The sequence below is a fragment of the Dokdonella sp. genome (assembly GCF_035511235.1).
Classification (GTDB): Bacteria; Pseudomonadota; Gammaproteobacteria; order Xanthomonadales; family Rhodanobacteraceae; genus Dokdonella.
Genome location: NZ_DATKFQ010000045.1, coordinates 1 through 25,246, shown reverse-complemented (window position 1 = coordinate 25,246; position 25,246 = coordinate 1). Strand labels below are relative to the sequence as shown.

The 25,246-nt window shown below is 67.8% G+C and carries 25 protein-coding genes; 21 read left to right on the top strand and 4 right to left on the bottom strand.

What is annotated here, in order from left to right; all coding sequences use genetic code 11:
- The first annotated feature begins 1 nt into the window (after position 1).
- The 17 genes from gspF (at position 2) to VMR06_RS17670 (ending at position 17,104) form a co-directional block, all read left to right on the top strand.
- A complete protein-coding gene (gspF, locus tag VMR06_RS17750) occupies positions 2-1,219 on the top strand; it encodes a type II secretion system inner membrane protein GspF (RefSeq protein WP_325378873.1) in 1,218 nt (405 codons plus the stop codon).
- Between the two features lie 30 nt (positions 1,220-1,249).
- Positions 1,250-1,684, top strand: a complete 435-nt coding sequence (gene gspG, locus VMR06_RS17745; protein WP_325378871.1) for a type II secretion system major pseudopilin GspG — start codon at positions 1,250-1,252, stop codon at positions 1,682-1,684.
- A 40-nt stretch (positions 1,685-1,724) separates the two neighbouring features.
- On the top strand, positions 1,725-2,183 hold the full coding sequence (locus VMR06_RS17740; RefSeq protein ID WP_325378869.1) for a GspH/FimT family pseudopilin: 459 nt from the start codon (positions 1,725-1,727) through the stop codon (positions 2,181-2,183).
- A 30-nt stretch (positions 2,184-2,213) separates the two neighbouring features.
- Complete coding sequence (locus tag VMR06_RS17735) at positions 2,214-2,819, top strand: prepilin-type N-terminal cleavage/methylation domain-containing protein (RefSeq protein ID WP_325378867.1); 606 nt, start codon at positions 2,214-2,216, stop codon at positions 2,817-2,819.
- A complete protein-coding gene (locus VMR06_RS17730) occupies positions 2,816-3,559 on the top strand; it encodes a prepilin-type N-terminal cleavage/methylation domain-containing protein (RefSeq protein WP_325378865.1) in 744 nt (247 codons plus the stop codon). Before VMR06_RS17735 ends, VMR06_RS17730 begins: the two co-directional genes overlap by 4 nt.
- On the top strand, positions 3,556-4,464 hold the full coding sequence (locus VMR06_RS17725) for a type II secretion system protein GspK (RefSeq protein ID WP_325378863.1): 909 nt from the start codon (positions 3,556-3,558) through the stop codon (positions 4,462-4,464). Before VMR06_RS17730 ends, VMR06_RS17725 begins: the two co-directional genes overlap by 4 nt.
- 2 nt (positions 4,465-4,466) lie before the next feature.
- Entirely contained in the window at positions 4,467-5,645 is a 1,179-nt protein-coding gene (locus VMR06_RS17720; RefSeq protein WP_325378862.1) for a PilN domain-containing protein, read from the top strand.
- The gene (gene gspM / locus VMR06_RS17715) at positions 5,635-6,246 is read left to right on the top strand and encodes a type II secretion system protein GspM (RefSeq protein WP_325378861.1); all 612 of its coding nucleotides are present in this window, start codon (positions 5,635-5,637) and stop codon (positions 6,244-6,246) included. Before VMR06_RS17720 ends, gspM begins: the two co-directional genes overlap by 11 nt.
- Positions 6,243-6,950 (top strand): type II secretion system protein N, encoded by a 708-nt coding sequence (locus VMR06_RS17710; RefSeq protein WP_325378859.1) that lies wholly within the window; start codon positions 6,243-6,245, stop codon positions 6,948-6,950. The genes gspM and VMR06_RS17710 overlap by 4 nt, the downstream gene beginning before the upstream one ends.
- Before the next feature lie 137 nt (positions 6,951-7,087).
- Complete coding sequence (gene gspD / locus VMR06_RS17705) at positions 7,088-9,394, top strand: type II secretion system secretin GspD (RefSeq protein ID WP_325378857.1); 2,307 nt, start codon at positions 7,088-7,090, stop codon at positions 9,392-9,394.
- The gene (locus VMR06_RS17700; RefSeq protein WP_325378855.1) at positions 9,391-9,954 is read left to right on the top strand and encodes a hypothetical protein; all 564 of its coding nucleotides are present in this window, start codon (positions 9,391-9,393) and stop codon (positions 9,952-9,954) included. Before gspD ends, VMR06_RS17700 begins: the two co-directional genes overlap by 4 nt.
- A gap of 188 nt (positions 9,955-10,142) precedes the next feature.
- Entirely contained in the window at positions 10,143-11,603 is a 1,461-nt protein-coding gene (locus tag VMR06_RS17695; protein WP_325378853.1) for a hypothetical protein, read from the top strand.
- 17 nt (positions 11,604-11,620) lie between these two features.
- Entirely contained in the window at positions 11,621-12,919 is a 1,299-nt protein-coding gene (locus VMR06_RS17690) for a hypothetical protein (RefSeq protein ID WP_325378851.1), read from the top strand.
- A gap of 121 nt (positions 12,920-13,040) precedes the next feature.
- Positions 13,041-13,982, top strand: a complete 942-nt coding sequence (locus VMR06_RS17685; protein ID WP_325378849.1) for a peptidylprolyl isomerase — start codon at positions 13,041-13,043, stop codon at positions 13,980-13,982.
- Positions 13,983-14,072: 90 nt separating this feature from the next.
- Positions 14,073-14,849 (top strand): ABC transporter permease, encoded by a 777-nt coding sequence (locus VMR06_RS17680; RefSeq protein ID WP_325378847.1) that lies wholly within the window; start codon positions 14,073-14,075, stop codon positions 14,847-14,849.
- A 109-nt stretch (positions 14,850-14,958) separates the two neighbouring features.
- A complete protein-coding gene (locus VMR06_RS17675; protein WP_325378845.1) occupies positions 14,959-16,200 on the top strand; it encodes an ABC transporter ATP-binding protein in 1,242 nt (413 codons plus the stop codon).
- Positions 16,190-17,104 (top strand): class I SAM-dependent methyltransferase, encoded by a 915-nt coding sequence (locus VMR06_RS17670; RefSeq protein ID WP_325378843.1) that lies wholly within the window; start codon positions 16,190-16,192, stop codon positions 17,102-17,104. The genes VMR06_RS17675 and VMR06_RS17670 overlap by 11 nt, the downstream gene beginning before the upstream one ends.
- A gap of 7 nt (positions 17,105-17,111) precedes the next feature.
- Here VMR06_RS17670 and VMR06_RS17665 read toward each other — a convergent pair whose 3' ends face one another.
- The 4 genes from VMR06_RS17665 to VMR06_RS17650 are packed head-to-tail and all read right to left on the bottom strand — an operon-like array spanning position 17,112 to position 20,588.
- On the bottom strand, positions 17,112-17,933 hold the full coding sequence (locus tag VMR06_RS17665) for an NAD(P)-dependent oxidoreductase (protein ID WP_325378841.1): 822 nt from the start codon (positions 17,931-17,933) through the stop codon (positions 17,112-17,114).
- Positions 17,934-17,967: 34 nt separating this feature from the next.
- A complete protein-coding gene (locus tag VMR06_RS17660; protein WP_325378839.1) occupies positions 17,968-18,567 on the bottom strand; it encodes an LON peptidase substrate-binding domain-containing protein in 600 nt (199 codons plus the stop codon).
- A gap of 44 nt (positions 18,568-18,611) precedes the next feature.
- Positions 18,612-19,970, bottom strand: a complete 1,359-nt coding sequence (gene mpl, locus VMR06_RS17655) for a UDP-N-acetylmuramate:L-alanyl-gamma-D-glutamyl-meso-diaminopimelate ligase (RefSeq protein WP_325378837.1) — start codon at positions 19,968-19,970, stop codon at positions 18,612-18,614.
- A 54-nt stretch (positions 19,971-20,024) separates the two neighbouring features.
- Positions 20,025-20,588, bottom strand: coding sequence for an adenylate kinase (locus VMR06_RS17650; RefSeq protein WP_325378835.1), 564 nt, complete (start codon positions 20,586-20,588; stop codon positions 20,025-20,027).
- Positions 20,589-20,738: 150 nt separating this feature from the next.
- Between VMR06_RS17650 and VMR06_RS17645 the strand changes: the two genes are divergently transcribed.
- The 4 genes from VMR06_RS17645 to VMR06_RS17630 form a co-directional block, all read left to right on the top strand.
- Complete coding sequence (locus VMR06_RS17645; RefSeq protein WP_325378833.1) at positions 20,739-21,998, top strand: 6-phosphofructokinase; 1,260 nt, start codon at positions 20,739-20,741, stop codon at positions 21,996-21,998.
- A gap of 8 nt (positions 21,999-22,006) precedes the next feature.
- Complete coding sequence (locus VMR06_RS17640; RefSeq protein WP_325378831.1) at positions 22,007-22,903, top strand: acyltransferase; 897 nt, start codon at positions 22,007-22,009, stop codon at positions 22,901-22,903.
- A gap of 212 nt (positions 22,904-23,115) precedes the next feature.
- The gene (locus VMR06_RS17635) at positions 23,116-24,243 is read left to right on the top strand and encodes a TIGR03032 family protein (protein ID WP_325378829.1); all 1,128 of its coding nucleotides are present in this window, start codon (positions 23,116-23,118) and stop codon (positions 24,241-24,243) included.
- 104 nt (positions 24,244-24,347) lie between these two features.
- On the top strand, positions 24,348-25,246 hold an 899-nt coding region (locus VMR06_RS17630), incomplete at its 3' end, for an ABC-F family ATP-binding cassette domain-containing protein (RefSeq protein ID WP_325378827.1).

The following is a 25,246-nucleotide window of genomic DNA, read 5'->3' as shown; positions in this document are numbered from 1 at the left end:
TATGACGCTCTATCGCTACAAGGCCGTCACGCCCGGCGGCGACACGCTCGAGGGGCAGCTCGACGTCGCCTCGTACGATGAGGCGATCCTCAAGCTGCAGGACGCCGGCAACATTCCGCTGGACGTGCGTGAGGCCGGCACCGGATCGGGCGCCGGTCTGTTCGCCGGCATGTTCAAGAAGGCCACGCTGCGCGAGCAGCAGGTGGTTCTGTTCACTCAGCAGCTGGCGACCCTGCTCGGCGCCGGACAGCCGCTCGATCGCGCGCTGCAGATCCTGCTCGACCTGCCCGAATCGGAGAAGGCGCGGCAGATGCTCGAGCGCATCCGCGACCACGTGCGCGGCGGCGCGCCGCTGTCCGATGCGCTCGAGAACGAGACCGGCAACTTCTCGCGCCTGTACATCAACATGGTGCGGGCCGGCGAGGCCGGCGGCTCGCTCGACGACACGCTCAAGCGTCTCGGCGACTATCTGGAGCGCTCGCGCCTGCTCAAGGCCGGCGTCATCAACGCGATGATCTATCCGGCGTTCCTGGTCGGCATGGTGCTGCTGTCGCTGCTGGTGCTGCTGACCTACGTGGTGCCGCAGTTCGCGCCGATGTTTGCCGACATGGGCGTGGAGATGCCGTTGATCACGCGGATCGTGCTCGGCGTCGGTTCGACGCTGCAGAACTTCTGGTGGCTGCTGATCGGCCTGGTGATCTTCGCGGTCAGCTGGGTGCGCCGGCAGATGGCCGATCCGGCCAGCCGGCTCAAGATGGACCAGCGCCTGCTCAACCTGAGGCTGGTCGGCGAGCTGATCCGCAAGCTCGAGATCGCCAGGCTCGCGCGCACGCTCGGTACGCTGCTGCACAACGGCGTGCCGTTGCTGAACGGCCTGGCGATCGCGCGCAACGTCATGGGCAATACGGTCCTGGCGACGGCGGTCGAACAGGCCACCGAAGAGGTCAAGACCGGCGGCGGGCTCGGCTATTCGCTGACGCAGTCCAAGCAGTTCCCGAAACTGGCGCTGCAGATGATCAGCGTCGGCGAGGAATCGGGCCAGCTCGACGCGATGCTGATGAAGGTGGCCGACACCTTCGACATCGAGGTCAAGAACACCCTGGACCGGCTGCTGGCCGCGCTGGTTCCGCTCACGACCGTCGTCATGACGGCGATCGTCGCCATGATCATGCTGGCGATCGTGTTGCCGATCATGGATATCGCCGGTTCGATACAGTAAGACTCCGCACCTTCCGATACGAGGTCTCCCATGAATCTGCCCCATCGCCCCTTCGCCCGTTCGCTGTCGCGCAGCGGCGGCTTCAGTCTGATCGAAATGCTCGCGGTCATCGTTCTGATCGGCATCGTCGCGACGATCGTCGTGCAGAACGTCGGCAATCGCGTCAACACCGGCAAGTACAACGCCGGCAAGGCCCAGGTGCAGTCGCTGGCCGGCAAGGTCGAGGCCTATGCGCTCGACAACGGCTCGCCGCCGCAGCGGCTCGAGGATCTGGTCACACGCGGCGGCAACGCCAAGAACTGGAATGGCCCGTACGCGAAGGAATCGGACCTCAAGGATCCGTTCGGCAATGCGTTCCAGTACAAGGCGCCCGGCGAGCACGGCGACTTCGATCTGGTCTTCCTCGGTCGCGACGGCCAGACCGGCGGCGCCGACCTCAACTCCGACTACGGCAACTGGCAGTAAGCCGCCCGCACGGCGCGCGCAGCTGCCTCGAGCCATCGCCGTGCGCGCCCTCCGTCCGCGTTCCCGGGGTTTCACGCTGATCGAGATGATCGCGGTCGTGGTCCTGATCGCGATCATCCTGACGGTCGTCTCGGTCTCGTTCTCCAAGAGCCTGACCACCGCCAAGGTGCGTGCGGCCAGCCGCGATCTGGTCGCCGCGCTGCGCTATACGCGCGGCCAGGCGATCGTGAAGGGCGAGCAGAAGGTGCTCATGCTGGACCTGGAGCACAACAGCTACCAGGCGCCGAATCGCGGTTCGGTCGAGCTGCCCAAGGACATGAAGCTGCAGCTGACGACGGCCGAGCAGGAGCTGACCGGCGAGAACGCCGGCGGCATCCGCTTCTTCCCGGACGGCAGCTCGACCGGCGGCAACATTGCGGTGCTGATGGGCGAGCGGGTCTGGCGCATCAACGTGGCGTGGCTGACCGGCGAGATCACGCTCGACCAGCCGCCCGACTGAACGAAACCGGTACAGCACGGTCAGACTGGCATGCCGCGTCCCACTTCCTTCTCTCCGCGCCGCGCTCGGGGCTTCAGCCTGATCGAGATGGTCGCCGCGTTCCTCGTGTTCGCGATCGCGGTCGGCGTGCAGATGCAGATTCTCGCCACCTCGCTGCACACCACGCGCCGCTCGGCCGAGTACACGCAGGCCGCGCTGTGGGCGCAGTCGCGGCTCGATGTGGTCGGCGTCGGCGAGCGCATCGAGGAAGGCGATTCGTCCGGGCGCTTCGACGATCGTTACAGCTGGGAACTGCGCATCCACAAGGTGGACCCGCAGGGCATCGTGCCGCCGCAGGCCATGGGCGGTGGCATTGCCGGCCTCGAGGCCGGCCAGCAGGTGGCCGCGGCGGCCCAGGTCGGCAACAGCGGCGCGCTGAGCGTGTCGCCGGTCGAGATCTACCAGCTCGACCTGACCGTGATCTGGGGGTCCAGGAACAACCCGCGCAGCGAGACCTTCTCGACGCTGCGGGCGACCAATCCCGACGACGGCAGCGGCATGGCGGGCGGCGGCGTCAACATGCCGAGCATGCGCAATCAGGCGCCGTCCGCCAATGCCGGCGCGACCGGCAGCCGGGCCGGCGGTACCAAGCGATGAGCGCGGTGCGCGCCCGCGGCTTCACGCTGATCGAGGTCATGCTGGCCACGATGCTGCTCGGCCTGCTGCTGGCCGGCACCTATGGCGCGATCAGGACCACGGTCAAGGCGATGCAGTCCGGCGAGAGCGCCGTCGACACGATCAACCGGATCCGCGTCGCGCAGGAGTTCATCCGCCGCCAGATCAGCCGCGGCATGCCGCTCGGCTTCGACCGCGACGACAGCACCGGCGTCAACTTCGTGTTCGAGGGCAAGCGCGACTTCATGCGCTTCGTCGCGCCGATGCCGGGCTACCTGTCCAAGGGCGGCCCGTACGTGCAGACGCTGGAACTGGCCAACGTGCGCGGCGGCAAGGAGCTGGTGTTCACCCATGCGATGCTGAACGGATTCGACCTGCGTCAGCTGCGCGAAGCCGATCTGGAACCGGTGATGCTGGTCGACCGCATCCGCGGCGGCCGCTTCGAGTACCGTGGCTTCGACGAGGAAGGCAATCTCGGCGACTGGCAGGACGACTGGGAGGATCCGAGCCTGACCCCGGTGATGGTGCGGATCCGGCTCGAGATGGCCGACGACAGCCAGGCGGTCTTCCCGGACATGGAGATTCCGCTCGTGCTCGACGTCGGCTCGATGCGGCGGCCGTACATCGGACGCGACGGCGAGCAGCCGATTCCGGGCCAGTCGCCACCGCCGCAGTCGGCTTACGGCGTGCCGCAGAAGAACATGCAGGGGCAGATCCGATGAGCCGCGCACCGCTGGCGCGGGCGCAGCGCGGCATCGCCTTCGTCCTGGTGCTCTGGGTCATCGCCATGGTCGCGGTGCTGCTCGGCAGCTTCTCGATGATCGCGCGTACCGAAAACCTGCAGTCGCGCCACCTGTTCGAGACCACGCAGGCGCGCTACGCCGCCGAGGCCGGCCTCAACCTGGCCGTCTACGAACTGCGCATGCACGACCCGATGCAGCGCTGGCAGGCCGATGGACGCAGCTACCGGTTCGCGTTCGGCGACGCCGAGATCGATGTACGGATCACCGACGATGCCGGCAAGATCGACATCAATACCGCCGACATCATGGTGATGACCAATCTGCTGACCTCGGCCGGCGTCGAGTTCGAGAAGGCCCAGGAGCTGGCCGACGCGATCGAGGACTGGCGCGATCCGGACGATCTGGCCCGGCCGCTCGGCGCCGAGGCCAAGGATTACAAGGACGTGGGGCTGTCCTACGGCCCGCGCAACGGGCCGTTCGAGACCGTCTCGGAGCTGCAGCAGGTGCTCGGCATGAGCTACGAGATCTTCACCGCGATCGAGCCGGCGATCACGATCTATTCCGGCCGCAACACGCCGAGCGCGGCCTATGCCCCGATCGAGGCGCTGCGGGCGCTGCCGGGCATGACCAACGACTACGCCCAGCAGCTGATCCAGCAGCGCCAGATGCTGCAGCCCGGCTCGCCCGAGCTGCAGAGCCTGACGCTGCCCGACGGGACCCCGCTCATGGCGGACGGAGGGGGGCTGACGTATAGTGTGCGTTGCCGTGCGACGCTGCCCAATGGTGCCAGTGCCGAACTGGACGCCACGGTCCGCATGGGCGGCGCCGGTGCCGCGGGGCGCCCTTATGCAATCCTGCGTTGGCGGGATGGGGAAAATTCCTGAACGTGCTGATCGAAACGCTGGACAGACAGCTGGCGCGTCTGCGGACGCGCCTTGCCAAGACTCCGCTGCCGGCGTTCTTCGCCTGGTGGGGCGAGAGCCTGCTCGCCTGTCTGCCGCAGCGTTGGCGCGACCGGATCGCCGACCGCAACGAGACGCTGCTGCTCGAGCAGCAGGGCGACGAGGTGGTGGTCCTGCGCGAGCGCGGACGCGCCGCGCCGACCGAGCTGGGCCGCATCGCGCGCAGCCTGTCTGCCGAGGCACAGGTCGCCGAGTACCGGCGGCTGCGCGAACGCATCGAGGATCCGGCGGTCCAGGCGATCTACTGCATCGATTCGAGCCGCGTCCTGCGCCGGACGATCACGCTGCCGGCCGCCGCGGAAGAGAACCTGCGCCAGGTGCTGTCGTTCGAGATGGACCGGCAGACCCCGTTCAAGGCCGATCAGGTCTATTTCGACAGCCGCATCGTCGGCCGCGATCCCTCCGGCCGCAACCTGCAGATCGAGCTGGTACTGCTGCCGCGGCCGGCACTGGATGCCGAACTGACCGGCCTGGCCGGAGGCGCGCTGGCGATCGACGGCGTCGACATCTGGCGCGCCGGTCACGGCGGCCAGCGCAGCCACGTCAACCTGCTGCCGCCGGAGCGGCGCGCGCACCGGCGCGATCTGCGCCTGCCACTCAATCTCGGCCTGATCGTCCTCGCCGTGGTGCTGTTGCTGCTGGCGATGTCCAAGTGGCTCGACAACCGCGCCGCGGCGGTCGAGTCGATGCGCGAGAAGGTCAGCCAGTCCGACGCGCAGGCGCGGCAGGTGTCCGAGCTCAAGCGCAGCCTGGTCGACTCGATCTCCGGCGCCAATTTCCTCTCCGACAAGAAGCGCAACGAGCCGCTGATGGTCGCGGTGCTGGCCGATCTGACGCAGCGGATACCCGACGACACGTTTCTCGAGCGCATGAACATCGAGAACGGACAGGTGCAGCTGCAGGGGCAGAGCCGCGAGGCGGCCAAGCTGATCGGCCTGCTCGCCGAGTCGCCTTACCTGGCCAATCCCACGTTCCAGGGCGCGATCCAGCCCGATGCGAGAACGAGCAAGGAACGCTTCCAGATCACGGCCGGCCTCAAGCGGACGACCGCGGCCGAGGGCGCGGAAGGCGAAGGTGGCAAGGAGGCCGGCGATGGCGCTTGAGATCAAGGCCCCCAAGGACGGCCGGCTGCTGGCGGTGATCCTGCTGGCGATCGTGCTGCTGCTGGTCTACATGCTCGGTTTCCACTGGTGGTTCGTGTCGCCGCATCTGCAGTACACCGAGCAGATGGCCGATCTGCGCGAGCAGCAGCTGCGTTTCGCGCGCACGATCGCCGAGCAGCCGCAGATCGACCTCAAGATGGGCGAAATCCGCGCCTACGAGCAGGAGAACCAGGCCTTCATGCCGGAGGCGGACGTCAATGCGGCGTCGGCCAGCCTGATCCAGCGCCTCAAGCAGGTCGTCGGCGAACACGCGCCCGACAGCAACCGTTGCCAGGTGGTCAGCTCGCAGTCCTACACCAGCACCGAGGAAGAGCTGTACCGGCGTGTCACGATCAGCGTGCGCATGCGCTGCGATCTGGAGCAGCTGTCGGCCGTGCTGTACGACCTGGAGAGCGGCAAGCCGTATCTGTTCGCCGACCAGCTGATGATCTACAAGCAGCAGAGCTACGTGCCGCCGGGCGGTCGCGCCGCGGTGCAGCCGCTGGACGTACGATTCAATCTGTCGGGCTACATCAGGCAGTCGGGGAGGGCGCCCAAATGAACATCCGCGCCGCCGAAATGACCACCCGGGTGCTGCTCGGCGTCTGCGCGTTCTTCGGCGCCCTGCTGCTCGTGCTGTATGCCGGCTACGGGCGCGGCTACGGCTGGCTGAGCGACACCGAAGGCGCGCGTCAGCTCGCCGCGGGCAGCATCGACCGCGCCCCGTTCGTGCCGCCGCCGCTGACGACCTTCGCCGCGATCGATCAGCGCCCGCTGTTCAACGAGGACCGCCAGCCGGCTCCGGTCGAGGCGACCGCGGCCAGCGACGCCCCGCCGCAGGTGCCGCTCAACATCCAGCTGACCGGCGTGATCGTCACGCCGCAGACGCGTATCGCGCTGATCACCGACAAGACGCGGAACCAGCCGCTCTCGCTGAAGGTCGGAATGCCGCTGGAGGGCGACCAGGCCGCCTGGACGCTGGTTCAGATCAACCCGCGTTCGGTCGTGTTCGAGAGCATCAACAACGAGCGCAGCGAGGTCGAGCTCGAGGTCGCCGGCACGGTGGTGCCGCCGCCGAACATGCGCTCGCCGGGCGGTGCGCCGCCCGGCAACGTCAGGCCGGCCAACCCGTCGGCGGGTGGGCAGCCGGTACAGAGCGGCAGCAGCAACGAAGACCTCGCCAAGCGCATCGAGGCGCGCAGGCGCCAGATGCGCGAGGAAGCCGAGAAGCTGCGGCAGCAACAGCAGGCGGGTGAGAAAAAATGATGCGATCGAAACCTACGTCCGCTCGACCGCGTGCCGCGCGGGAGCCCGCCTGGACAGACGCTCGCGAAGCCTCGCATAGCCTGGATCGCCGTATCGCAGAACCGCCTCATGCTGCGGTCAAGTTGATGGAGAGTGACGTGTCGTTGAAACCGAAGACCCTGCTGATCGCGCTTTCGCTGGCCCTGGTGGCCGGCTGCGCCACCACGCCGGCTCCGCGCGCCACCGCTCCGGAAGGCGGTCCGATGACCGCGGACAATGCGATCACGCCGACACCAGTGCTGCGATCGGCGGCCGACGAGCAGGAGCGCGGCAGCGGGGCGATCTCGATCAATCCGGACGAGAGTGCGCGCCGCGAGCCGCCGAAGCCGGAAATCCAGGTCGGCACCGGCCGCTTCTTCAACGAGCAGGCCGCACGCGGTTCGGGCACGGCGGCCGCTGGCGAAGGCCAGGTCGTGTTCAACTTCGAGAATCAGCCGATCCAGGCCGTCGTCAAGGCGATCCTCGGCGATCTGCTGCAGGAGAACTACATCATCGCGCCGAACGTCGGCGGCAACGTCACGTTCTCCACGTCCAAGCCGATCCGTCCCGAGGACGCGATGTCGACGCTCGAGACGCTGCTGCAATGGACCGGCAACACGCTGGTCCGCGAAGGCGGTCGGTACACGGTGCTGCAGCTCAAGGATGCGATTCCCGGCAAGCTGACGCCGCGCATCGCGCCGCCGGACGCGGCGCGCGGCTACGAGCTGCGCGTGTTCCCGCTGCGCTACGTATCGCCTTCGCAGATGGCCAATCTGCTCAAGCCTTACGCCAAGCCCGAAGCGATCATCAACATCGACACCGCGCGCAGCCTGCTCGTCATGGCCGGCACGGCGTCGGAACTGGTCAACTACAAGCGCACCATCGAGACCTTCGACGTCGACTGGCTCAAGGGCATGTCGATGGGCGTGTACGCGCTTCAGCACCAGGAGGTCGGCAAGATCCTGCCCGAGCTGCAGAAGCTGTTCGGTGCCGAGGGCGAATCGCCGCTGGCCGGCATGTTCCGCTTCATGCCGCTGGAATCGGTCAACTCGGTGATCGTGATCACGCCGCAGCCGGAATATCTCGAGCAGGCCGAGCAGTGGCTGCGCCGTCTCGACACCGGCGCCGCCGAGAACGCCACCCAGCTCTACACCTACGACGTCAAGAACATCAAGGCGGTCGACCTGGCCGATTACTTGAGCGACATCTTCGGCGCGAGCGGTGGCGGCGGCGGCCGGCGCAGCACGTCCGGATCAGTCGCGCCAGGCCTCAAGCCGGTGACCGTCGGCGCGCTCGGCGGCACCGGCGGCTCGTCGATGGGTTACGGCAATCGCCAGACCCAGAACGCACAGACCGAGGCGCCGAAGACCGAGTCGACGCCGCGTCCGGCCAGTTCCGGCGGCTCGGGCGAGGACAACCAGATGCGCATCACGGCGATCGAGGAGAACAACCAGATCCTGGTGATGGCGACGCCTTCGGAATGGGATTCGGTGCAGGCCGCGATCCGCAAGCTCGACATCGCGCCGCTGCAGGTCCACATCGAGACGAAGATTCTCGAGGTCAGCCTGACCGGTGACCTCCAGTACGGCGTGCAGTGGTGGTTCGCCGGCCTGCAGGGCGAGGGCTATCCGAACGGCGAGCCCTACGTGCGCACGCACGATCGTCAGCGCGGTCTGCTCGGCGATGCCGGCCCCAGCGCAGCGTCCTCCACGATCTTCTGGTCGTACCTCAACAGCAAGTTCCAGGTCGCGTTGAGCGCGCTGCAGACGAGCGGCGTGGCCAAGGTGCTGTCGGCACCTTCGCTGGTCGTGACCAACAACCAGGAAGCGCAGATCAACGTCGGCCAGCAGATTCCGGTGCAGCAGACCTACTACACCGGCTACACGGTGCCGACGACGGTCGGAACCGGATCGTCGGCGACCCAGGCGACGACGTCCTCCGGCTACGGCACCGTGCAGTACCTCAACACCGGCATCATCCTGCAGGTCAAGCCGCGCGTGAATCCGGGTGGTCTGGTCTACATGGAGGTCTCGCAGGAGGTCAGCAATCCCGGTACGCCGACCGCGAACGGCAACCCGCCGATCAACCAGCGTCAGCTGCAGACGCAGATCGCGGTGCAGAGCGGCGAGTCGGTGCTGCTTGGCGGCCTGATCTCGGAGAACGAGCAGAATGGCGAATCGGGCGTGCCGGGTCTCAGCAAGATTCCGCTGATCGGCAAGCTGTTCGGCAGCACCACCAAGGCCCGTCAGCGCACCGAGCTGATCGTCGTGATCACGCCGCAGGTGATCGCCAACAGCCAGGATGCGCGCAGCGTGACCGACGAATACCAGCGCCAGTTCGAGTCGCTGCGCCCGCTGCCGAAATCCAACGTGACGATCGAACCGCTGCGCCCGGCCGAGACGGTGCCGCTGCAGCCGACGCCGTGAGTGCCGGATTGAACCGTGACGTTTCGGCGATGTCCGAGCGTCGCCCCGTGTGGCGGCTGCGCCGGATCGCCGGTTCACGGCACGACACGCGCTCCACCCCTCCTAAGGACCTCAAGATGATTCTCGACAATCCCAGGCGCAGCCTTCTCGGACGTCTTCTCGCCTGTGCCGCGTTGGCCGCACTGATCGGCGGCTGTGCCGCCGGCGGCGTGCGCGGCGGCCGTTCGCCCGATGCCATCGATGCGCTCGCGGTACAGCGCTGGGACTTTCTGATCGCCCGGCAGGCCGACAAGGCCTACGACCTGCTGTCGCCCGGCTATCGCGCCACGCGCACGCGTGAAACCTACGCGGCGGCGATGAATGCGCGGCCGATCGGCTGGAAGAAGGTGACCTTCGTCAAGAAGGAGTGCGAGGCCGATCGCTGCAACGTGTTCCTGCTGGTCGACCATACGATCCGCCTGCCCGGTCTGGGTGTCGCAAAGCCTCAGGAAACATTCGCTCCGCTGCGTGAAACCTGGATCCGATCGGGCGGTCGCTGGTACTATCTGCCGAGTGAATGATGAGCATCAAGTGATTGATTTCGCTGCCATAAGATGGGGTTCCAGGTGGGGATTGCATGCCACTTTCCTTTGCCTTAACATGGCGGCGCTGTTGCCCAGTCCCGATAGCGGCAGTCGGGGAGTCGCTGATCGCCGGCGTGGGACTGGTGAAAGCAAAAAAGCCCTGTGGTCCTAATTAGGAGTTTGTGATGAAGAAGAACAGCTTGACGACTGCTGTGATCGCCGGTATCGCCGGCGTCGCAGGCTTCGCGAGCCTGGCCAACGCCGTCGACCTGAATCCCGATGGTCTCGGCCAGGTCCTGCTCTATCCGTATTACACGGTCGAGAAGGGTCAGCAGACCTATCTGTCGGTCGTCAACACCACCAGCCGTGGCAAGGCCGTCAAGGTCCGCTTCCTGGAAGGCTACAACAGCCGCGAAGTGCTCGACTTCAACCTGTGGCTGTCGCGTTACGACGTGTGGACCGCGACGATCTTCGCGCTCGAGGACATCGGTGTCGAGAGCGAAGGCGCCGCCATCCTGACGCGCGATCGCAGCTGCACCTCGCCGGCCTTCACGGAAGGTGAGGGCACGGTTGGCGGTGCACCGTACGTCGAGTTCCGTTCGTTCGGCTATGCCGGCGATTCCGGTCCGCAGACGATCAACCGTACTCGCGAAGGTCATTTCGAGATCATCGAAATGGCGACGCTCACCGGTTCGACCGAGAACGCCATCACGCACGGCTCGAGCGGCACGCCGGGCGGTTGCGCGACCGTTCGTAATCTGATTGCTGCCAACGCCGACATGTCGGCGCCGAGCGGCGGTCTGTTCGGCGGCGGCGCCATCGCCAACGTCGGTCAGGGTACCTACTACTCGTTCAACGCCGACGCGCTGGACGGCTTCTCGGCCACGACGATCTTCACCGGTACCGAGAACCTGTTCCCGGCTCTGTCGAGCGTCAACGACGCCGGTGGCGCCACCGCTACCGCGTTCGTGCCGCTGGGCACGTACGTCGCGACCAGCGTCTATGACGCCACGGATCCGCGCACGGCGATCGATGCGGTCAGCGCCACGCTGACGGCCGACTCGATCTACAACGAGTACACCGTCGCTCCGGCGATCGGCGCGAACTCGGACTGGGTCGTGACGTTCCCGACCAAGCGTTTCTACGTCGACCGTCTGTTCAACGCGGCCGCTCCGGTTGCGCCGTTCACCGAGGCGTTCGCTTCGGGTCGTTCGTGCGTCGAGATCGGCATCAGCATCTACGACCGCGAAGAGCGCACCACGTCCGGCCCGACGTCGGGCTTCTCGCCGCCGCCTCCGGGTGCCCCGCCGTCGTCGCTGTGCCGTGAGACCAACGTCATCAGCTTCCTGGACGTCAGCGCGGCTCCGACCGAGTCCGGCGTGCTGGGTTCGAAGCTGGTCACCAACATCCGCCCGACCGTGGGTACGGATGGCTGGGTCCGCCTCGACCTGACCCCGGCCGGCGAAGCGCACGCGCTGCGTCCGTCGCTGAACGGCAACGTGTTCCATGGTCTGCCGACCACGGGCTTCTGGGCGACCAACTTGGTCAACGAGAACGTGACCGCTGGCGTGATGTCGAACTACTCGGGCGTGTATCGTCATCGTTCGAGCCGGTCGTGCACGGCGGGTGAGAGCGTCTGCTCGTAATCTCCAAGCTCGACTTGGTGTTTCAAGAAGAGGGGGCGCAAGCCCCCTCTTTTTTGTTTTCAGGCGTTAAGGGCGTGCGCAAATTTAACGACGAATTTGCACCGCTCCGCGAGAAAACGAACTACAATCCGAGCGCTTATGTTCAGGGAAGCCCTGCAATGCCGCTCATGTCCCGCTTGAATCGCTGCTTCGTGTCACTCACGGCCTTCCTGGCCGTCTCATCTGTCGCGCACGGCCAGACCGTGATCGAACTGACCGATCCTACCCAGTCGCCGAATCCGTGCATCTTCACGACCAATGCGTCGGGTGTGACGGCTGACCCGAGTACCGGTCACCTGAGGGCGACGGGCACGTTCGGGCAGAACTGTCAGACGGCGCCGCCGCCAACGCCTCTGATCAATCCGGGTCCGGCCAACTGGGCGCTGCCGGGCGACTGGACGATAGGTGCCAGCACGCAGGTACAGTGGGCGGCGAGCAATGCCGACCTGTGCGTCTACGACGGCAGCGAGATTCCGGCCGGCCAGCAAGGCTCCTGGCCGTGGCCGACCAGCGGCGTGGCATGTAACTCGACGTCGAGCTGTGCGGCCCAGCACGACCTGACGCTGACGCCCGCTGTCGCCGGAACCTACAAGTTCAAGCTGACGTGTACGTACAACGGCAACGCCCAGACCGCCAATGTGTCGGAAATCTCGGCGACGGTCGCGGCTGCGCCGACTGGCTGCGTCGCGCCGACCGGCTGGACTCGCGTGACCGAGGGCACCGTGCGTTATCAGTCCGGCACAGGGGTGTCGGTCGTCTCGCCGACGACGAAATGGGATCATGTCTTTGGCCGTAACGGCAATCAGGGCGGTACATTGCTGCCGTGGCCGCACCGTCGGAACATCGTCGCTGGTGTGCAGTTCGGTGGCCGCCAGTACGTGTCGCTGGAGTTTACGCCGACGATGACCGGCAATTTCTCGCTCGCCGGCAGTCCGACCGCATTTCAGGACTGGGGCGGCGGCGGACAGGGAATATCGATGACGATCAGCACGTTGTGCGGTGACTTCGGTACGTCCCAGACCAGCCCCGCGATTCCGCCGACTTGCTTCAGGAGCGGCATGGGAGGGTCCGGTTCGCTCTTCTACAGCGTCGGTGGCTCGGCCGCGTGCAATCTGCAGGTGGGGCAGAAGTACTACATCAACATGATCTATGCTGCCCTGCCGACGACTCCGCAGACACCGACCGAATGCGCGGCGGGATCTGGAGCTTGTCGAATGCAGTATCAGGCACAGTGCTTCGACACCGCTGTGCCTTGTCCCGATCCGCCATCGCAGTGACGTTCTCGTCCGGGTGCATCCACACGATGCGTCCGGATGTTTCACCGATGCTGGCCTATCGTCACCGACCGAAAGCCGCTTCGCACGACGAAGCGGCTTTTTTTAGCGAATCGACAGTCTGATGATGTTGAAGAAAGTGGTATGTCTCGCCCTGCTCGTGGCCAGTCCGGTTGCGACCTGTCTAGCCGAAGGCTTGCCCGCAGACGTTCTGGTCCGCCAGGACGGCATCGACGTACGCTTCGAAGACGTCGACCGCTTCGCCGAGACGATCCCCGAGAAGGATCGGGCCGGTTTCTTCGACAGCCCCAAGCGCATCGAGCAGGTGCTGCAGAATCTGCTCAGCCAGAAACTGGTCGCTCGGGATGTGCGCGAGAACCATATCGGTTCCGATCCGATCCTCAAGGCACAGGCTGCGCAGACGCCCGATGACGTGCTTTTCAGACAGCAGATCGAACGCATCCGGGACGCTTCGAACGTGCCCGATATGACCGCGCTTGCCGAGGAGAGCTATCAGGCGGATCGCAAACGCTACGTGGAGGCCGGTCGGATCGACGCCGATTACATTCTGGTGAAGACCGAACTGGAGCGAGCGCGCGGCAAGCCCAAAGCCGACAGCGTCGCCGCGGCGCAGCAAAGAGCAGCCGAGCTGATGAAGCGAGTCGATGGCAGCTCCGAACACTTCGACGCGATCAGTCGGGAGTTGGCCGAGTCCGGTCAGGCCGACATCGAAGTCGGCCAACTCGAGGACGTCGGGTCGGATCGTCATCCCGACGCGCTTCAAGCCGCGGCTCGGTCAGCCGCCGGCCCGGGTGCAGTCACCGGCCCAGTCGAAACCGTCAGCGGCTTCTACATCCTGAAAGTGACTTCGCGGGTAGAGGATCGGCAGCTGAGCTTCGCCGAAGTGAAGGACGCGATCATCGAGCAGAAGCAGCGAGACTACGTGCGGCTGGCCGTCGACGAGTACGTCGGCGGATTGCGCAAGACGCCGCTGGAGGCGAACCCGGAGGCGCTCGCCTCGCTGCGGGACCGCTACGCGACCCCCGCCGCGAAGAGCAGTCCTTGAGAGCGATCGTCTCTCTCTCCAGATGCCAAGACCGAGCAGGGCGATCGGTCCGCTCCTAAGCCCGCCACAATCCGCTAGCCATTCGCCGACGTGCCGACGCATTCCCTGACACTGATCGGTCAGTTCCTGCGGCGGGAGCTGCGCAACCGCTTTTCGGGAAGCTTCAGCGGTGGTCTGTGGGCGCTCATCCAGCCGCTGGTGCAACTGGCCGTCTATACGTTCGTCTTCGTGCACGTGTTCAAGGCGCGGCTGCCCGGCAGCGATGCGCCGGGCTTCGTTCCGTTCCTGGTGACGGCCTTGTGGCCCTGGACCGCATTCTCCGAAGCGATCCTGCGCTCGACGACGGCGATCCAGGAAAACGCTGCACTGATCGGCAAGATCGCGCTGCCGCGCCAGGTGTTCGTGTTCGCGGCGGTCGGTGCGAGCTTCCTGGTCCATTCGCTCGGCTTCGTCGCCATCGTGCTGATCCTGAAGCTGCTCGGCCACCGTATCGACCTGGCCGGTCTGCCGCTGGCGCTGCTGCTGTACGTGCCCCTGCTGCTGCTGACGACCGGACTGGCTCTGATCCTCTCCGCGCTGCAGGTGTTCGTTCGCGATCTGATCCAGGCTCTGGGTCAGATCCTGATGCTGATGATGTTCGCTGCGCCGGTGTTCTACGCGCGCGAATCCTTGCCCGAGCACCTGCGGCATTGGCTGGACCTCAACCCGTTCACGTTCTATGCGGAGAGTTTCCGCAGCGTGCTGCTCGGGTACGGGCAGATCGATCCGACGCGGCTGGCGATCGCCGTTCTGGTCGCCGTGGCGGCGCTGCTGATCGGAAGCGGGTTCTTCCGGCGCCTGGATCGGCATTTCGAGGACTTCCTTTGAACGCCCGGCCCTCGGTACGCGAACGAGAGACCCGCACGCGGGCGCCGTGGTGCAACGGCGAGGGCGTCCGGCCGGCCTCGATCGTCCACCTCGCCGTGCGGGGCCAGCGATGACCCCCGACTCCGGCCCGTCCTCGGTGCTGGTGCAGGCTTCCGGCCTGGGCAAGCGCTATCCGAAGGTGTTCCATCGTCGTGATCGCCTGAGAGCGCTGGCATCGCTGATCACCGGACGCCGCGGTGTCGACTCGATCCCGGTGCTGCGGGATGTGGATCTGTGCGTCCGGCGTGGAGAATCGCTCGGGCTCATCGGTGAGAACGGAGCAGGCAAGTCCACGCTGCTGAAACTGATCGCCGGGGTGCTGACGCCGAGCGAGGGCAGCGTGCGCGTCGACGGACGCGTCGGTGCCCTGCTCGAACTCGGTGCCGGCTTCCATCCCGAGTACAGCGGGCGCGACAACATCACGATGAGTGCGGTGCTGTACGGTCTGAAGCCGGCCGAGCTGCGCGCCAAGCTCGAGGAGATCATCGCGTTCGCCGATATCGGCCGCTACATCGACGAACCGGTCAAGCACTACTCCTCGGGCATGGTCGTGCGACTCGGCTTCGCGGTCGTGGCCGCGCTGCGGCCGGACCTGCTGATCACCGACGAGGTGCTCGCGGTCGGCGACGAGGCATTCCAGAAGAAGTGCATTCGCTGGATCGAGGATTACCTCGGTGCCGGCGGCACGCTGCTGCTGGTGTCGCACAGCATGTACCACGTGCAGAAGCTGTGCCGGCACGCGCTCTGGCTGCGCGACGGCAGTGTGGCGGCGTACGGCGACGTATTCGACGTGACGCAGGCCTACCTCGCCTACCAGGAGCGCAAGAGCGGCGAACAGGCGGCGCTGTCGCACAAGGTCGACGCCTCGCAGGAGTTCGCGGTGACCGGCCTCGCACTCAACGGCATGGCGGCGGACCGGCCGACGGTGCTCGAGCGCGGCGCGGATCTGCATGTCGAAGCGAGGATCCATTCGCGCGACGGGCGCTTGCCGGTCGTGGCGTTCGGCTTCGCGCGCGCCGACGGCACGCCGGTTTACGGCGTGACGACCGAGATGGAGTCCGTCGCGCCGATCCGCGAGGGCGATGGATTCGTCGCGAGGATCGATTTTCCGCGACTGCCGCTGCTGCCGGGCAGCTACAGCCTGCGCGTGCATTCGATGGACAGCGAAGGCGTGCGGGCATTCGATACCGTCGAACGTGCCGTCACGATACGCGGCGAGTCGCGCGAGTTCGGGCTGGTCCGACTCGAGCACCGCTGGCCCGATGCCGGCTCGGGCGTGCACCGAACCGACGAGGTGTCCGATGACCGATGAAACCGATACCGACGCGCTGGCATTCACCGGCGAGCGCTTCACGCCCGAATGCGTGCGCGAGATCTGGTACGAGCACTGGCACCGCTATGCATTCGCGCTCGACGTGGTGCGCGGCAGGCGCGTGCTCGATGCCGCCTGCGGAGAGGGCTACGGGTCCGATCTGATGGCGCGGTCGGCGGCGTCCGTCGTCGGCGTCGATCTGTCCGGCGAGGCGATCGCGCATGCGCGCCAGCGCTACGGCGCGCGGCCGAATCTCCAGTTCGTGCACGGCGACGCGACGCGACTGCCGTTCGAGGACGCGCGCTTCGATGTGGTCGTCTCGTTCGAGACGCTCGAGCATCTGCACGCGCAGGAGCGCCTGATCGAGGGCTTCGCGCGCGTCCTGGCGGCGGACGGCCTGCTGATCATCTCTTCGCCCGACAAGCGCACGTACTCCGATGCGATGGGTTTCCAGAACGAGTTTCACGTACGCGAGCTCTACCGCGAGGAGCTGATCGATCTGCTGAGCCCGCATTTCCGCAGCATCCGGCTGTACGGCCAGAAGCTGCTGTTCCAGTCGGCGCTGTGGGCGCTCGACCGGACGCCGGGCGGCAGCCAGCTGTGGACTTCGACCGAGGCCGGAGATGCGCCGGTGCCGGGACTCGATTACGCGCCGATCTACTACGTCGCGGTCTGCAGCCGCGGCGAGCTCCCGGCCGAGCTGCCGGCGCTGTCGCTGTTCGGCGACCGCGGCGAATCGGTGTATGCGCATTACAACCACGAGGTGCGCCAGAACATGGCGGCCGGCGCGCGCATCGCCGAGCTCGAGGCGGAAGTGGCCCGTCTGCGGGCGCAGGCCGTCGATCAGGCGGCGACTGCCGACCGCGAGCGTCCGGCGCGCGGCTGGCGGCGCTGGCTGCGCTGAACGGGCTTCAGTCCTCGAGGAACAGGTCGATCAGCGGCGTCTGCGCCGGGTCGACCGCATAGCCCGAGAAGTCCTCGACGCCGCGCGCACGCAGCACGTCCTCGTCGATCAGGAAGCGTCCGTTGAGCGTGGCAGCCGGCGTGGTCATGATGGCATGCGCCGCTTCCGCGACGATGTCCGGCTTGCGGCAGCGTTCCAGCGCGACGCCGGGAATCATGTTCAGCGCGTCGGTGGCAATGATCGTGCGCGGCCACAAGGCGTTGATCGCGATGCCGCGGCCGGCGAATTCGGCGGCCAGGCCCAGCGTGACCAGGCTCATGCCCATCTTTGCGAGCGTGTAGCCGGTATGCGGCGCCCACCAGCGCGGATCGAGCGACGGCGGCGGCGCCAGCGTCAGGATGTGCGGATTGGAGGCGGCGAGCAGATGCGGCAGCGCGGCCTGCGCGCAGACGAAGCTGCCGCGCGCATTGACCTGCTGCATCAGGTCGAAGCGCTTCATCGGCGTGTCGAGCGTACCGCGCAGCCAGATCGCGCTGGCATTGTTGACGAGGACGTCCAGCCCGCCGAACGTGGCGACGGTGTGCTCGATCGCCGCGCGGACCTGATCCTCCTCGCGGATGTCGACCTTGAGCGCCAGCGCCCGGCCGCCGGCGGCTTCGACCGCGGCGGCGGCGCTGTGGATCGTGCCGGGCAGCTTCGGATTGGGCACGTCGCTCTTGGCGGCGATCACGACGTTCGCGCCGTCCCGGCCCGCGCGCAGCGCGATCGCCAGCCCGATGCCGCGCGAGGCGCCGGTGATGAAGAGGGTCTTGCCGGCCAGAGAAGTCATGTCGGTTCCTCGGAATCTCGGATGGGTACTGCGGTCATTCGCGCTGGAAGCGCGGCAGCGCATCGCGCAGCAGCGTCAGCCGATGCAGCGGATCGGTGGTCTCGAGCATCTGCTGACGCTCGTCGGTCGCCAGCGGCAGCACCTCGGCGAGGCGGAAGCCGACCCAGCTCGCATCGTCGAAGCAGCGCCGGTCTTCGTTGCGCGCCGGCAGGTTCATCTGGCCGAGCAGGCGGTCGAGGATGACCGGCAGCAGGCCGAACTCGGCCGGCACCGGTTCGCTCGCCTCGGCTTCCCAGCGCGACACCTCGCTGCGGATCAGGCCGTTGTCGCGCACGCGCGTGCGTTCGACCCGGAACCGCTCGCCGCCCTCGGCGGTGATGCCGAGCAGGCCGCGCTCGAGCGTGTAGAAATCGGTGATCCGCGCGATCGTGCCGATCGCGGCCGGCACCGCCGGAGCGCCGACTTCGTGGCCTTCGATGATCAGGCACACGCCGAAGCCGCTGCCGTCGCGGCAGCACTCGCGGACGAGGTCCAGGTAGCGCGGCTCGAAGATGCGCAGCCGCAGCACGCCGCCCGGGAACAGCACGTTGGACAGCGGGAACAGCGGGAGGTCGTTGCGGTCGGCGGAAGCCATCGCGACGAGTCTAGCAAGGCCGCGTACCGGCAGCGATCGGCCCCTCAGCCGCGCAGCCGCGCGGCGAACCGCTGCGGCGCGCCCTCGAATCCGCCGTTCGACATGAACACCACGTGGTCGCCCGGGCGCGCGAGCGCGCCGAGCGCTTCGAGCAGCGCGTCGACGCTGGCGGCAGCCTGGCCGCGGCCGTCGAGCGCCGCGATCACGCGCTGAGCGTCCCAGGGCAGTTCCGGACGCTGCAGGAAGACGATCCGGTCGGCGTCACGCAGCGACGGCGCGAGTTCGTCGGCGTGCACGCCGAGCCGCATCGAGTTCGAGCGCGGCTCGACGGCGGCCAGGATGCGCGCGTCGCCGACGCGGGCGCGCAGCCCCGCGAGCGTCGTCGCGATCGCGGTGGGATGGTGTGCGAAATCGTCGTAGACCGCGATGCCGCCGTGCCGGCCGGCGTCGAGGCGCTCGAGCCGGCGCTTGACGCTGGCGAAGTCCGCCAGTGCCGTCAGCGCCTCGGCGACCGAGCCGCCGGCGGCGTGCACGGCGGCCAGCGCAGCCAGCGCGTTCATGACGTTGTGGCGCCCGACCAGCGGCCAGCGCGCCTCGCCGAACGGCGTACCGCGATGGCTGACGCGGAATGCCGAGCCGTCCGCCTCGACCAGTTCGGCGCGCCAGTCGCCGGCATCGATGCCGAAGGTCTCCACCGGCGTCCAGCAGCCCATCGCGAGCACGCGTGCCAGGTTGCGGTCCTCGGCGTTGACGATCAGGCGTCCGTTGCCGGGCACGATGCGGACCAGGTGATGGAACTGGCGCTCGATCGCGGCCAGGTCCGGAAAGATGTCGGCGTGGTCGAACTCGAGATTGTTGAGGATCGCGATCGACGGCCGGTAGTGCACGAACTTGGAGCGCTTGTCGAAGAACGCGGTGTCGTACTCGTCCGCCTCGATCACGAACGGACCGCTGCCGACGCGCGCCGAGCGCTCGAAGTTGCCGGGCACGCCGCCGATCAGGAAGCCGGGCGAGCGGCCCTGCGCCTCCAGCAGCCAGGCCAGCAGCGAGGTCGTCGTGGTCTTGCCGTGCGTGCCGGCCACGGCCAGCACCTGGCGGTCGCCGAGCACGTGCTCGCCGAGCCACTGCGGGCCGGAGCGGTACGGCAGGCGCGCGTCGAGCATGTATTCGACCGCCGGATTGCCGCGCGACAGCGCATTGCCGACGATCACCTGATCGGGCGGCGGCATCAGATGCCCGGCCGCGTAACCGGCGTCGAGCGCGATGCCGAGCGCTTCGAGCTGGGTGCTCATCGGCGGATAGACGTTGGCGTCGGAGCCTTCGACCTCGTGGCCGAGCTCGCGTGCGAGAGCGGCGATCCCGCCCATGAAGGTGCCGCAGATGCCGAGGATGTGCAGTTTCATCGGGCCCGTTCCCGGCGCGGCCGGTGCGGTCGGTTCAGCGCCTTCGCGCGGGCGTCAGCGCGGCAGTGCCGCCATGATGCGGTCGAACACCTCGTCGAGCTCGCCGACGCCGTCGACGACGCTCAGCTTGCCGACGCTCGCGAAGTAGTCGGCCACCGGCGCGGTCTGATCGGCGTAGACGCGCAGGCGTTCGCGCACGGTCTCGGGCTTGTCGTCGGCGCGGCCCTCGGCCTCGTAGCGGATCTCGCAACGGCCGATGATCGTCTCGTTCGGCACGTCGAGCTTGACGGCGATGTCGAGTGGCTGACCGATCCGCTCGAGCAGCGCCTCCAGCGCGCGGCACTGCGCGACGTTGCGCGGATAGCCGTCGAGGATGAAGCCGGCGCCCGCATCGGCCTGCGCGAGACGTTCCTCGAGCATGCCCAGCACGATGTCGTCGGAGACCAGCTGACCCGCTTCCATGACCGCCTTGGCCTTGAGGCCGAGCGGGGTTCCGGCCTTGACGGCGGCGCGCAGCAGGTCTCCGGTGGAGATGTGCGGGATGCCGAGCGCGGTCTTCAGTCTGGCCGCCTGGGTTCCCTTGCCCGATCCGGGCGCGCCGAGCAGGACGAGTCGCATAGAGTGTTCCGTTGGATGTGGGCGGAGCGATCCGGACTGTCGCGATCCGCTAGACTGCCCCGACGAGAGGCAGACCCTCAAAACGAGCGCGGGCTACGCTAACGGGTGCACCCGGGAGTGTCAAACGGCCCCGGCGACGGTGGAGGAGCGATGAAACGCGGCAATTTGCTGTATGCGCAATCGGGTGGCGTCACCGCGGTGATCAATGCGACTGCGGGCGCCGTGATCGAGGCGGCACGCCGCCGCCGCATCCCGGTGCTGGCCGGGCGCAACGGCATCGTCGGCGTGCTGCGCGAGGATCTGATCGACACCGGCGCCGAGTCGGCGGCGGCGATTGCGGCATTACGCCACACGCCGGGCGGCGCGTTCGGCTCGTGCCGGTTCAAGCTCGGCACGTTCGAGGCGAACCGCGCGCAGTACGCACGGCTGATCGAGGTGCTGCGCGCGCACGAGGTGCGCTACTTCCTCTACAACGGCGGCAACGACTCGGCCGATACCGCGCTGAAGATCGCCCAGGCGGCCCGCGCGCTGGACTATCCGCTGTCGGTCGTCGGCGTGCCCAAGACCGTCGACAACGACCTGGCGGTCACCGACTGCTGCCCCGGCTTCGGCTCGGTCGCCAAGTACACCGCGGTCTCGGTGCTCGAGGCCAGCCTGGACGTGGCCTCGATGGCCGAGTCCTCGACCAAGGTCTTCGTGATGGAGGTCATGGGGCGCCATGCCGGCTGGATCGCGGCCGCGGCGGGCCTCGCCGGCAAGGGCGGCGACGATCCGCCGCACATCATCCTGTTTCCGGAGGTGCCGTTCGTCGAGGAGGCCTTCCTCGCGCGCGTGAAGGCCACCGTCGAGCGCGTCGGCTGGTGCACGGTCGTCGTCTCCGAAGGCGTCAAGATGCCGGACGGACGCTTCGTGTCCGAGACCGGCGGCCGCGATGCGTTCGGGCACGTCCAGCTCGGCGGCGTCGCGCCGTGGATCGCGCAGCTGATCAAGGACCGCCTCGGCCTGAAGTACCACTGGGCGCAGCCGGACTACCTGCAGCGTTCGGCGCGGCATCTGGCGTCCAGGACCGACGTCGCCCATGCGGTCGCGGTCGGCAAGGCGGCGGTCGCCTATGCGCTGGCCGGCCGCAGCGGCGTGATGCCGGCGATCGTGCGGACCTCGGACACGCCGTACAGGTGGAAGATCGAGCCGATACCGCTGACGAAGGTGGCCAATGCCGAGAAGAAGCTGCCGCGCTCGTTCATCCGCCGCGACGGCTACGGCATCACCGAGCGCGCGCGCCGCTACCTGGAGCCGCTGATCCGCGGCGAGGATCCGCCGCCGTCCGGCAAGGACGGGCTGCCGCGCTACGTGCGACTGCGCAACGTCGCGGTCGAGCGCGTGCTGCCGGCCTACGAGCCGGACGCCTGAGTCCGAGCATGCGCGCACGGCTCCGGCAGGTCCTGACCGTCTCCATCGCGTCGATCCTGATCGCGGCCCACACCTTCGTGCATGCCTCGACGCTGTTCGTGCTGGCGCTGCTGAAATTCGTGCTGCCGATCGCGCCGTGGCGGCGCGGGCTGTCGCGCGCGCTGGTCGCGATCGCCGAGAACTGGATCGCGGTCAACAGCGCCTTGATGGCCTCGCTCGGCGGCACCCGCATCGAGGTCGACGGACTGGACGGGCTGCGCCGCGACGAATGGTATCTGGTGCTGTGCAATCACCAGAGCTGGGTCGACATTCCGGTGCTGCAGTCGGTGTTCAACCGGCGCATTCCGTTCATGCGCTTCTTCCTCAAGCGCGAGCTGATCTGGGTGCCGGTGCTGGGGCTGGCGTGGTGGGCGCTCGACTTTCCGTTCATGCGGCGCTACTCGCGTGCCGAAATCGAGCGGCGGCCGGAGCTCCGCGGCAAGGACATCGAGGCGACCCGACGGGCCTGCGAGCGCTACCGCGAACTGCCGGTGTCGGTCATGAACTTCGTCGAGGGCACGCGCTTCACGCCGGCCAAGCACGCGGCCAGCCGGTCTGCGTATCGCCATCTGCTGCCGCCGCGCGCCGGCGGCGTCGCGTTCGTGCTCGAGACGATGGGCGATCTGATGCAGGCCGTGCTCGACGTCACCGTGATCTATCCGCAGGGACGGCCCAGCGTCACCGATCTGCTGAGCGGTCGCGTCCGCCAGGTGCGTGTCGTGGTGCGGCGCCTGGCCGTGCCGCGCGATCGGCTCGACGGCGGCTACGAGCGCGATCCGCAGGCGCGCGCGCGCTTCCAGGACTGGATCAATGCGCTGTGGCGCGACAAGGACGCCACGATCGAGGCAGCACTGAACCCCTCTTGACGAAGACCGCGAGCACGGGCGTCGGCAGCGGGCGCACCGCCTGCTCGCGTTCGTGGCGCGCCCGCGTCCGCCTCCGAGCGTGCCGCGCGGCGCCGGACCGGTGCCGCACGACCGCGCTGCGATGCGCCGCTGACGAGGCCGCAGCCATTGCAAGCGCCCGGCAGATCGTCAACGATGCGCGTTCGTCTCCGTTCGCAGCACACGTCCGACCGATGAGCAGCCCGACTCCGACTTCCGCGCCCGATCCGGCTGACGCCGAGGCCGTCGCCTCGGCCCTGGCCAGCGTCCACACGACCAATCTCCCCGACCTGCTGCGCCAGCTCGGAGGCTGCCTGATCGTCAGTACCTACCAGGCCGGCAAGCTGGTCATCCTGCGGCCGGACGGCGCGTCGATCAACACGCATTTCCGCACGTTCGACCGGCCGATGGGCCTGGCTGCCGATGGCGAGCGCATCGCGCTCGGCACGCGCGTGGAGATCGCCGAATTCCGCAACATGCCGGCCGTGGCGGCCCGCCTGAACGACCCGCCGCGGCACGACGCGGTCTACCTGGCGCGGCGCGGCCACGTCACCGGCGCGATCGACATCCACGAGATGGCCTGGGACCGGTCGGGCGAGCTGTGGTTCGTCAATACGCTGTTCTCGTGCCTGTGCACGCTCGACACCAAGTCGAGCTTCGTGCCGCGCTGGCGGCCTTCGTTCGTCAGCCATCTCGCGCCGGAGGACCGCTGCCACCTCAACGGCCTGGGCATGCGCGACGGCCGCCCGCGCTATCTGACCGCACTCGGCGAGACCAATACGCCGCAGGGCTGGCGCGTCAACAAGCGCGATGGCGGCGTGCTGCTGGACATGCAGTCCAACAAGGTCGTCACGCGCGGCCTGTCGATGCCGCACTCGCCGCGCTGGTACGACAACAGGCTCTGGGTCCTCGAATCGGGTCGCGGCGCGCTGGTGACGGTCGATCCGAAGACCGGCGCCAAGACCGACGTGGCGCGCGTGCCGGGCTTCGCGCGCGGACTTGATTTCCTCGGGCCGGTGGCGTTCATCGGCCTGTCGCAGCTGCGCGAGAGCAACGCGTTCACCGACATCCCGATCACCGAGGACAATGCCGACCGGCTCTCCGGCGTCTGGGCGGTCCACATCGGCACCGGCCAGACGATCGGCCTGCTCAAGTTCACCGGCGGCGTCCAGGAGATCTTCGCGGTGCAGGCGCTGCCGGGCACGCTGTTCCCGGAGATCGTCCACGAGGGCGAACTGCTCGAATCGGCCTACGCGCTGCCGGACGAGGCCCTGCGCCAGGTCAAGTTCTCGTCCGCGCCGGCCGGCACCGCGAAGGCATAGCGCCGCCACGTCGGGCGATCGTCCGCAGCGGCGCGCGACGATCGGCAGCGGATGCGGGCGGCGCGACGCGTCCGCGAGAGCCGATCGGCTACACTACGCCGATCATGATTGCCTTCCGAAACTTCGCCCTGCGGCGCGGCGAGCGCCTGCTGCTGTCCGATGTCGACATCGCGCTGCATGCCGGCGCGCGCGTCGGCGTCGTCGGCCGCAACGGCTGCGGCAAATCGAGCCTGTTCGCCGCGATCATGGGCGAGGTCGAGGCCGACCGCGGCGACCTCGACCTGCCCGGGCGGCTGCGCATCGCCAGCGTTGCCCAGGAGACGCCTTCGCTGCCCGATCCGGCGATCGATTTCGTGCTGTCCGGCGACACCGAGGTGCACGGCATCCTGCGTGCCGAGGCGGCGGCGATGGCGGCCGAGGACTGGGACGGCGTTGCGGCCGCGCATCAGCGCCTGGCCGAGATCAACGGCTACGACGCGACCGCGCGCGCCGGGCGCCTGCTGCACGGTCTCGGCTTCGCGGCCGACACGCACGAGCGCCCGGTCTCGGATTTCTCGGGCGGCTGGCGCGTGCGTCTGAACCTGGCGCGCGCATTGATGATGCCGAGCGACCTGCTGCTGCTCGACGAACCGACCAACCACCTGGATCTGGACGCCGTGCTCTGGCTCGAGCAGTGGCTGCTCAAGTATCCGGGCACGCTGCTGATGATCTCGCACGACCGCGAATTCCTCGACGGCCTGTGCACGCATACGCTGCACCTCCACGAAGGGCGCGCCAAGCTCTACAGCGGCGACTACACCAGTTTCGAGCGCCAGCGCGCCGAGCATCTGCGGCTGCAGCAGATCGCGTTCGAGAAGGAGCAGGCCGAGCGCGCGCACCTGCAGGCCTTCATCGACCGCTTCAAGGCCAAGGCCAGCAAGGCGCGCCAGGCGCAGTCGCGCGTCAAGCGGCTGGCCAAGCTGACCGGCACCGAGGCGGTGCGCGCCGAGCGGCAGATCCGGAT

Coding starts and splice junctions, on each gene's coding strand:
- gspF (WP_325378873.1), top strand. CDS start 2: ATGACGCTCTATCGCTACAAGGCCGTCACGCCCGGCGGCGACACGCTC.
- gspG (WP_325378871.1), top strand. CDS start 1,250: ATGAATCTGCCCCATCGCCCCTTCGCCCGTTCGCTGTCGCGCAGCGGC.
- VMR06_RS17735 (WP_325378867.1), top strand. CDS start 2,214: ATGCCGCGTCCCACTTCCTTCTCTCCGCGCCGCGCTCGGGGCTTCAGC.
- VMR06_RS17730 (WP_325378865.1), top strand. CDS start 2,816: ATGAGCGCGGTGCGCGCCCGCGGCTTCACGCTGATCGAGGTCATGCTG.
- VMR06_RS17725 (WP_325378863.1), top strand. CDS start 3,556: ATGAGCCGCGCACCGCTGGCGCGGGCGCAGCGCGGCATCGCCTTCGTC.
- gspM (WP_325378861.1), top strand. CDS start 5,635: ATGGCGCTTGAGATCAAGGCCCCCAAGGACGGCCGGCTGCTGGCGGTG.
- VMR06_RS17710 (WP_325378859.1), top strand. CDS start 6,243: ATGAACATCCGCGCCGCCGAAATGACCACCCGGGTGCTGCTCGGCGTC.
- VMR06_RS17695 (WP_325378853.1), top strand. CDS start 10,143: ATGAAGAAGAACAGCTTGACGACTGCTGTGATCGCCGGTATCGCCGGC.
- VMR06_RS17685 (WP_325378849.1), top strand. CDS start 13,041: ATGATGTTGAAGAAAGTGGTATGTCTCGCCCTGCTCGTGGCCAGTCCG.
- VMR06_RS17675 (WP_325378845.1), top strand. CDS start 14,959: ATGACCCCCGACTCCGGCCCGTCCTCGGTGCTGGTGCAGGCTTCCGGC.
- VMR06_RS17670 (WP_325378843.1), top strand. CDS start 16,190: ATGACCGATGAAACCGATACCGACGCGCTGGCATTCACCGGCGAGCGC.
- VMR06_RS17665 (WP_325378841.1), bottom strand. CDS start 17,933: ATGACTTCTCTGGCCGGCAAGACCCTCTTCATCACCGGCGCCTCGCGC.
- VMR06_RS17660 (WP_325378839.1), bottom strand. CDS start 18,567: ATGGCTTCCGCCGACCGCAACGACCTCCCGCTGTTCCCGCTGTCCAAC.
- mpl (WP_325378837.1), bottom strand. CDS start 19,970: ATGAAACTGCACATCCTCGGCATCTGCGGCACCTTCATGGGCGGGATC.
- VMR06_RS17650 (WP_325378835.1), bottom strand. CDS start 20,588: ATGCGACTCGTCCTGCTCGGCGCGCCCGGATCGGGCAAGGGAACCCAG.
- VMR06_RS17645 (WP_325378833.1), top strand. CDS start 20,739: ATGAAACGCGGCAATTTGCTGTATGCGCAATCGGGTGGCGTCACCGCG.
- VMR06_RS17640 (WP_325378831.1), top strand. CDS start 22,007: ATGCGCGCACGGCTCCGGCAGGTCCTGACCGTCTCCATCGCGTCGATC.
- VMR06_RS17635 (WP_325378829.1), top strand. CDS start 23,116: ATGAGCAGCCCGACTCCGACTTCCGCGCCCGATCCGGCTGACGCCGAG.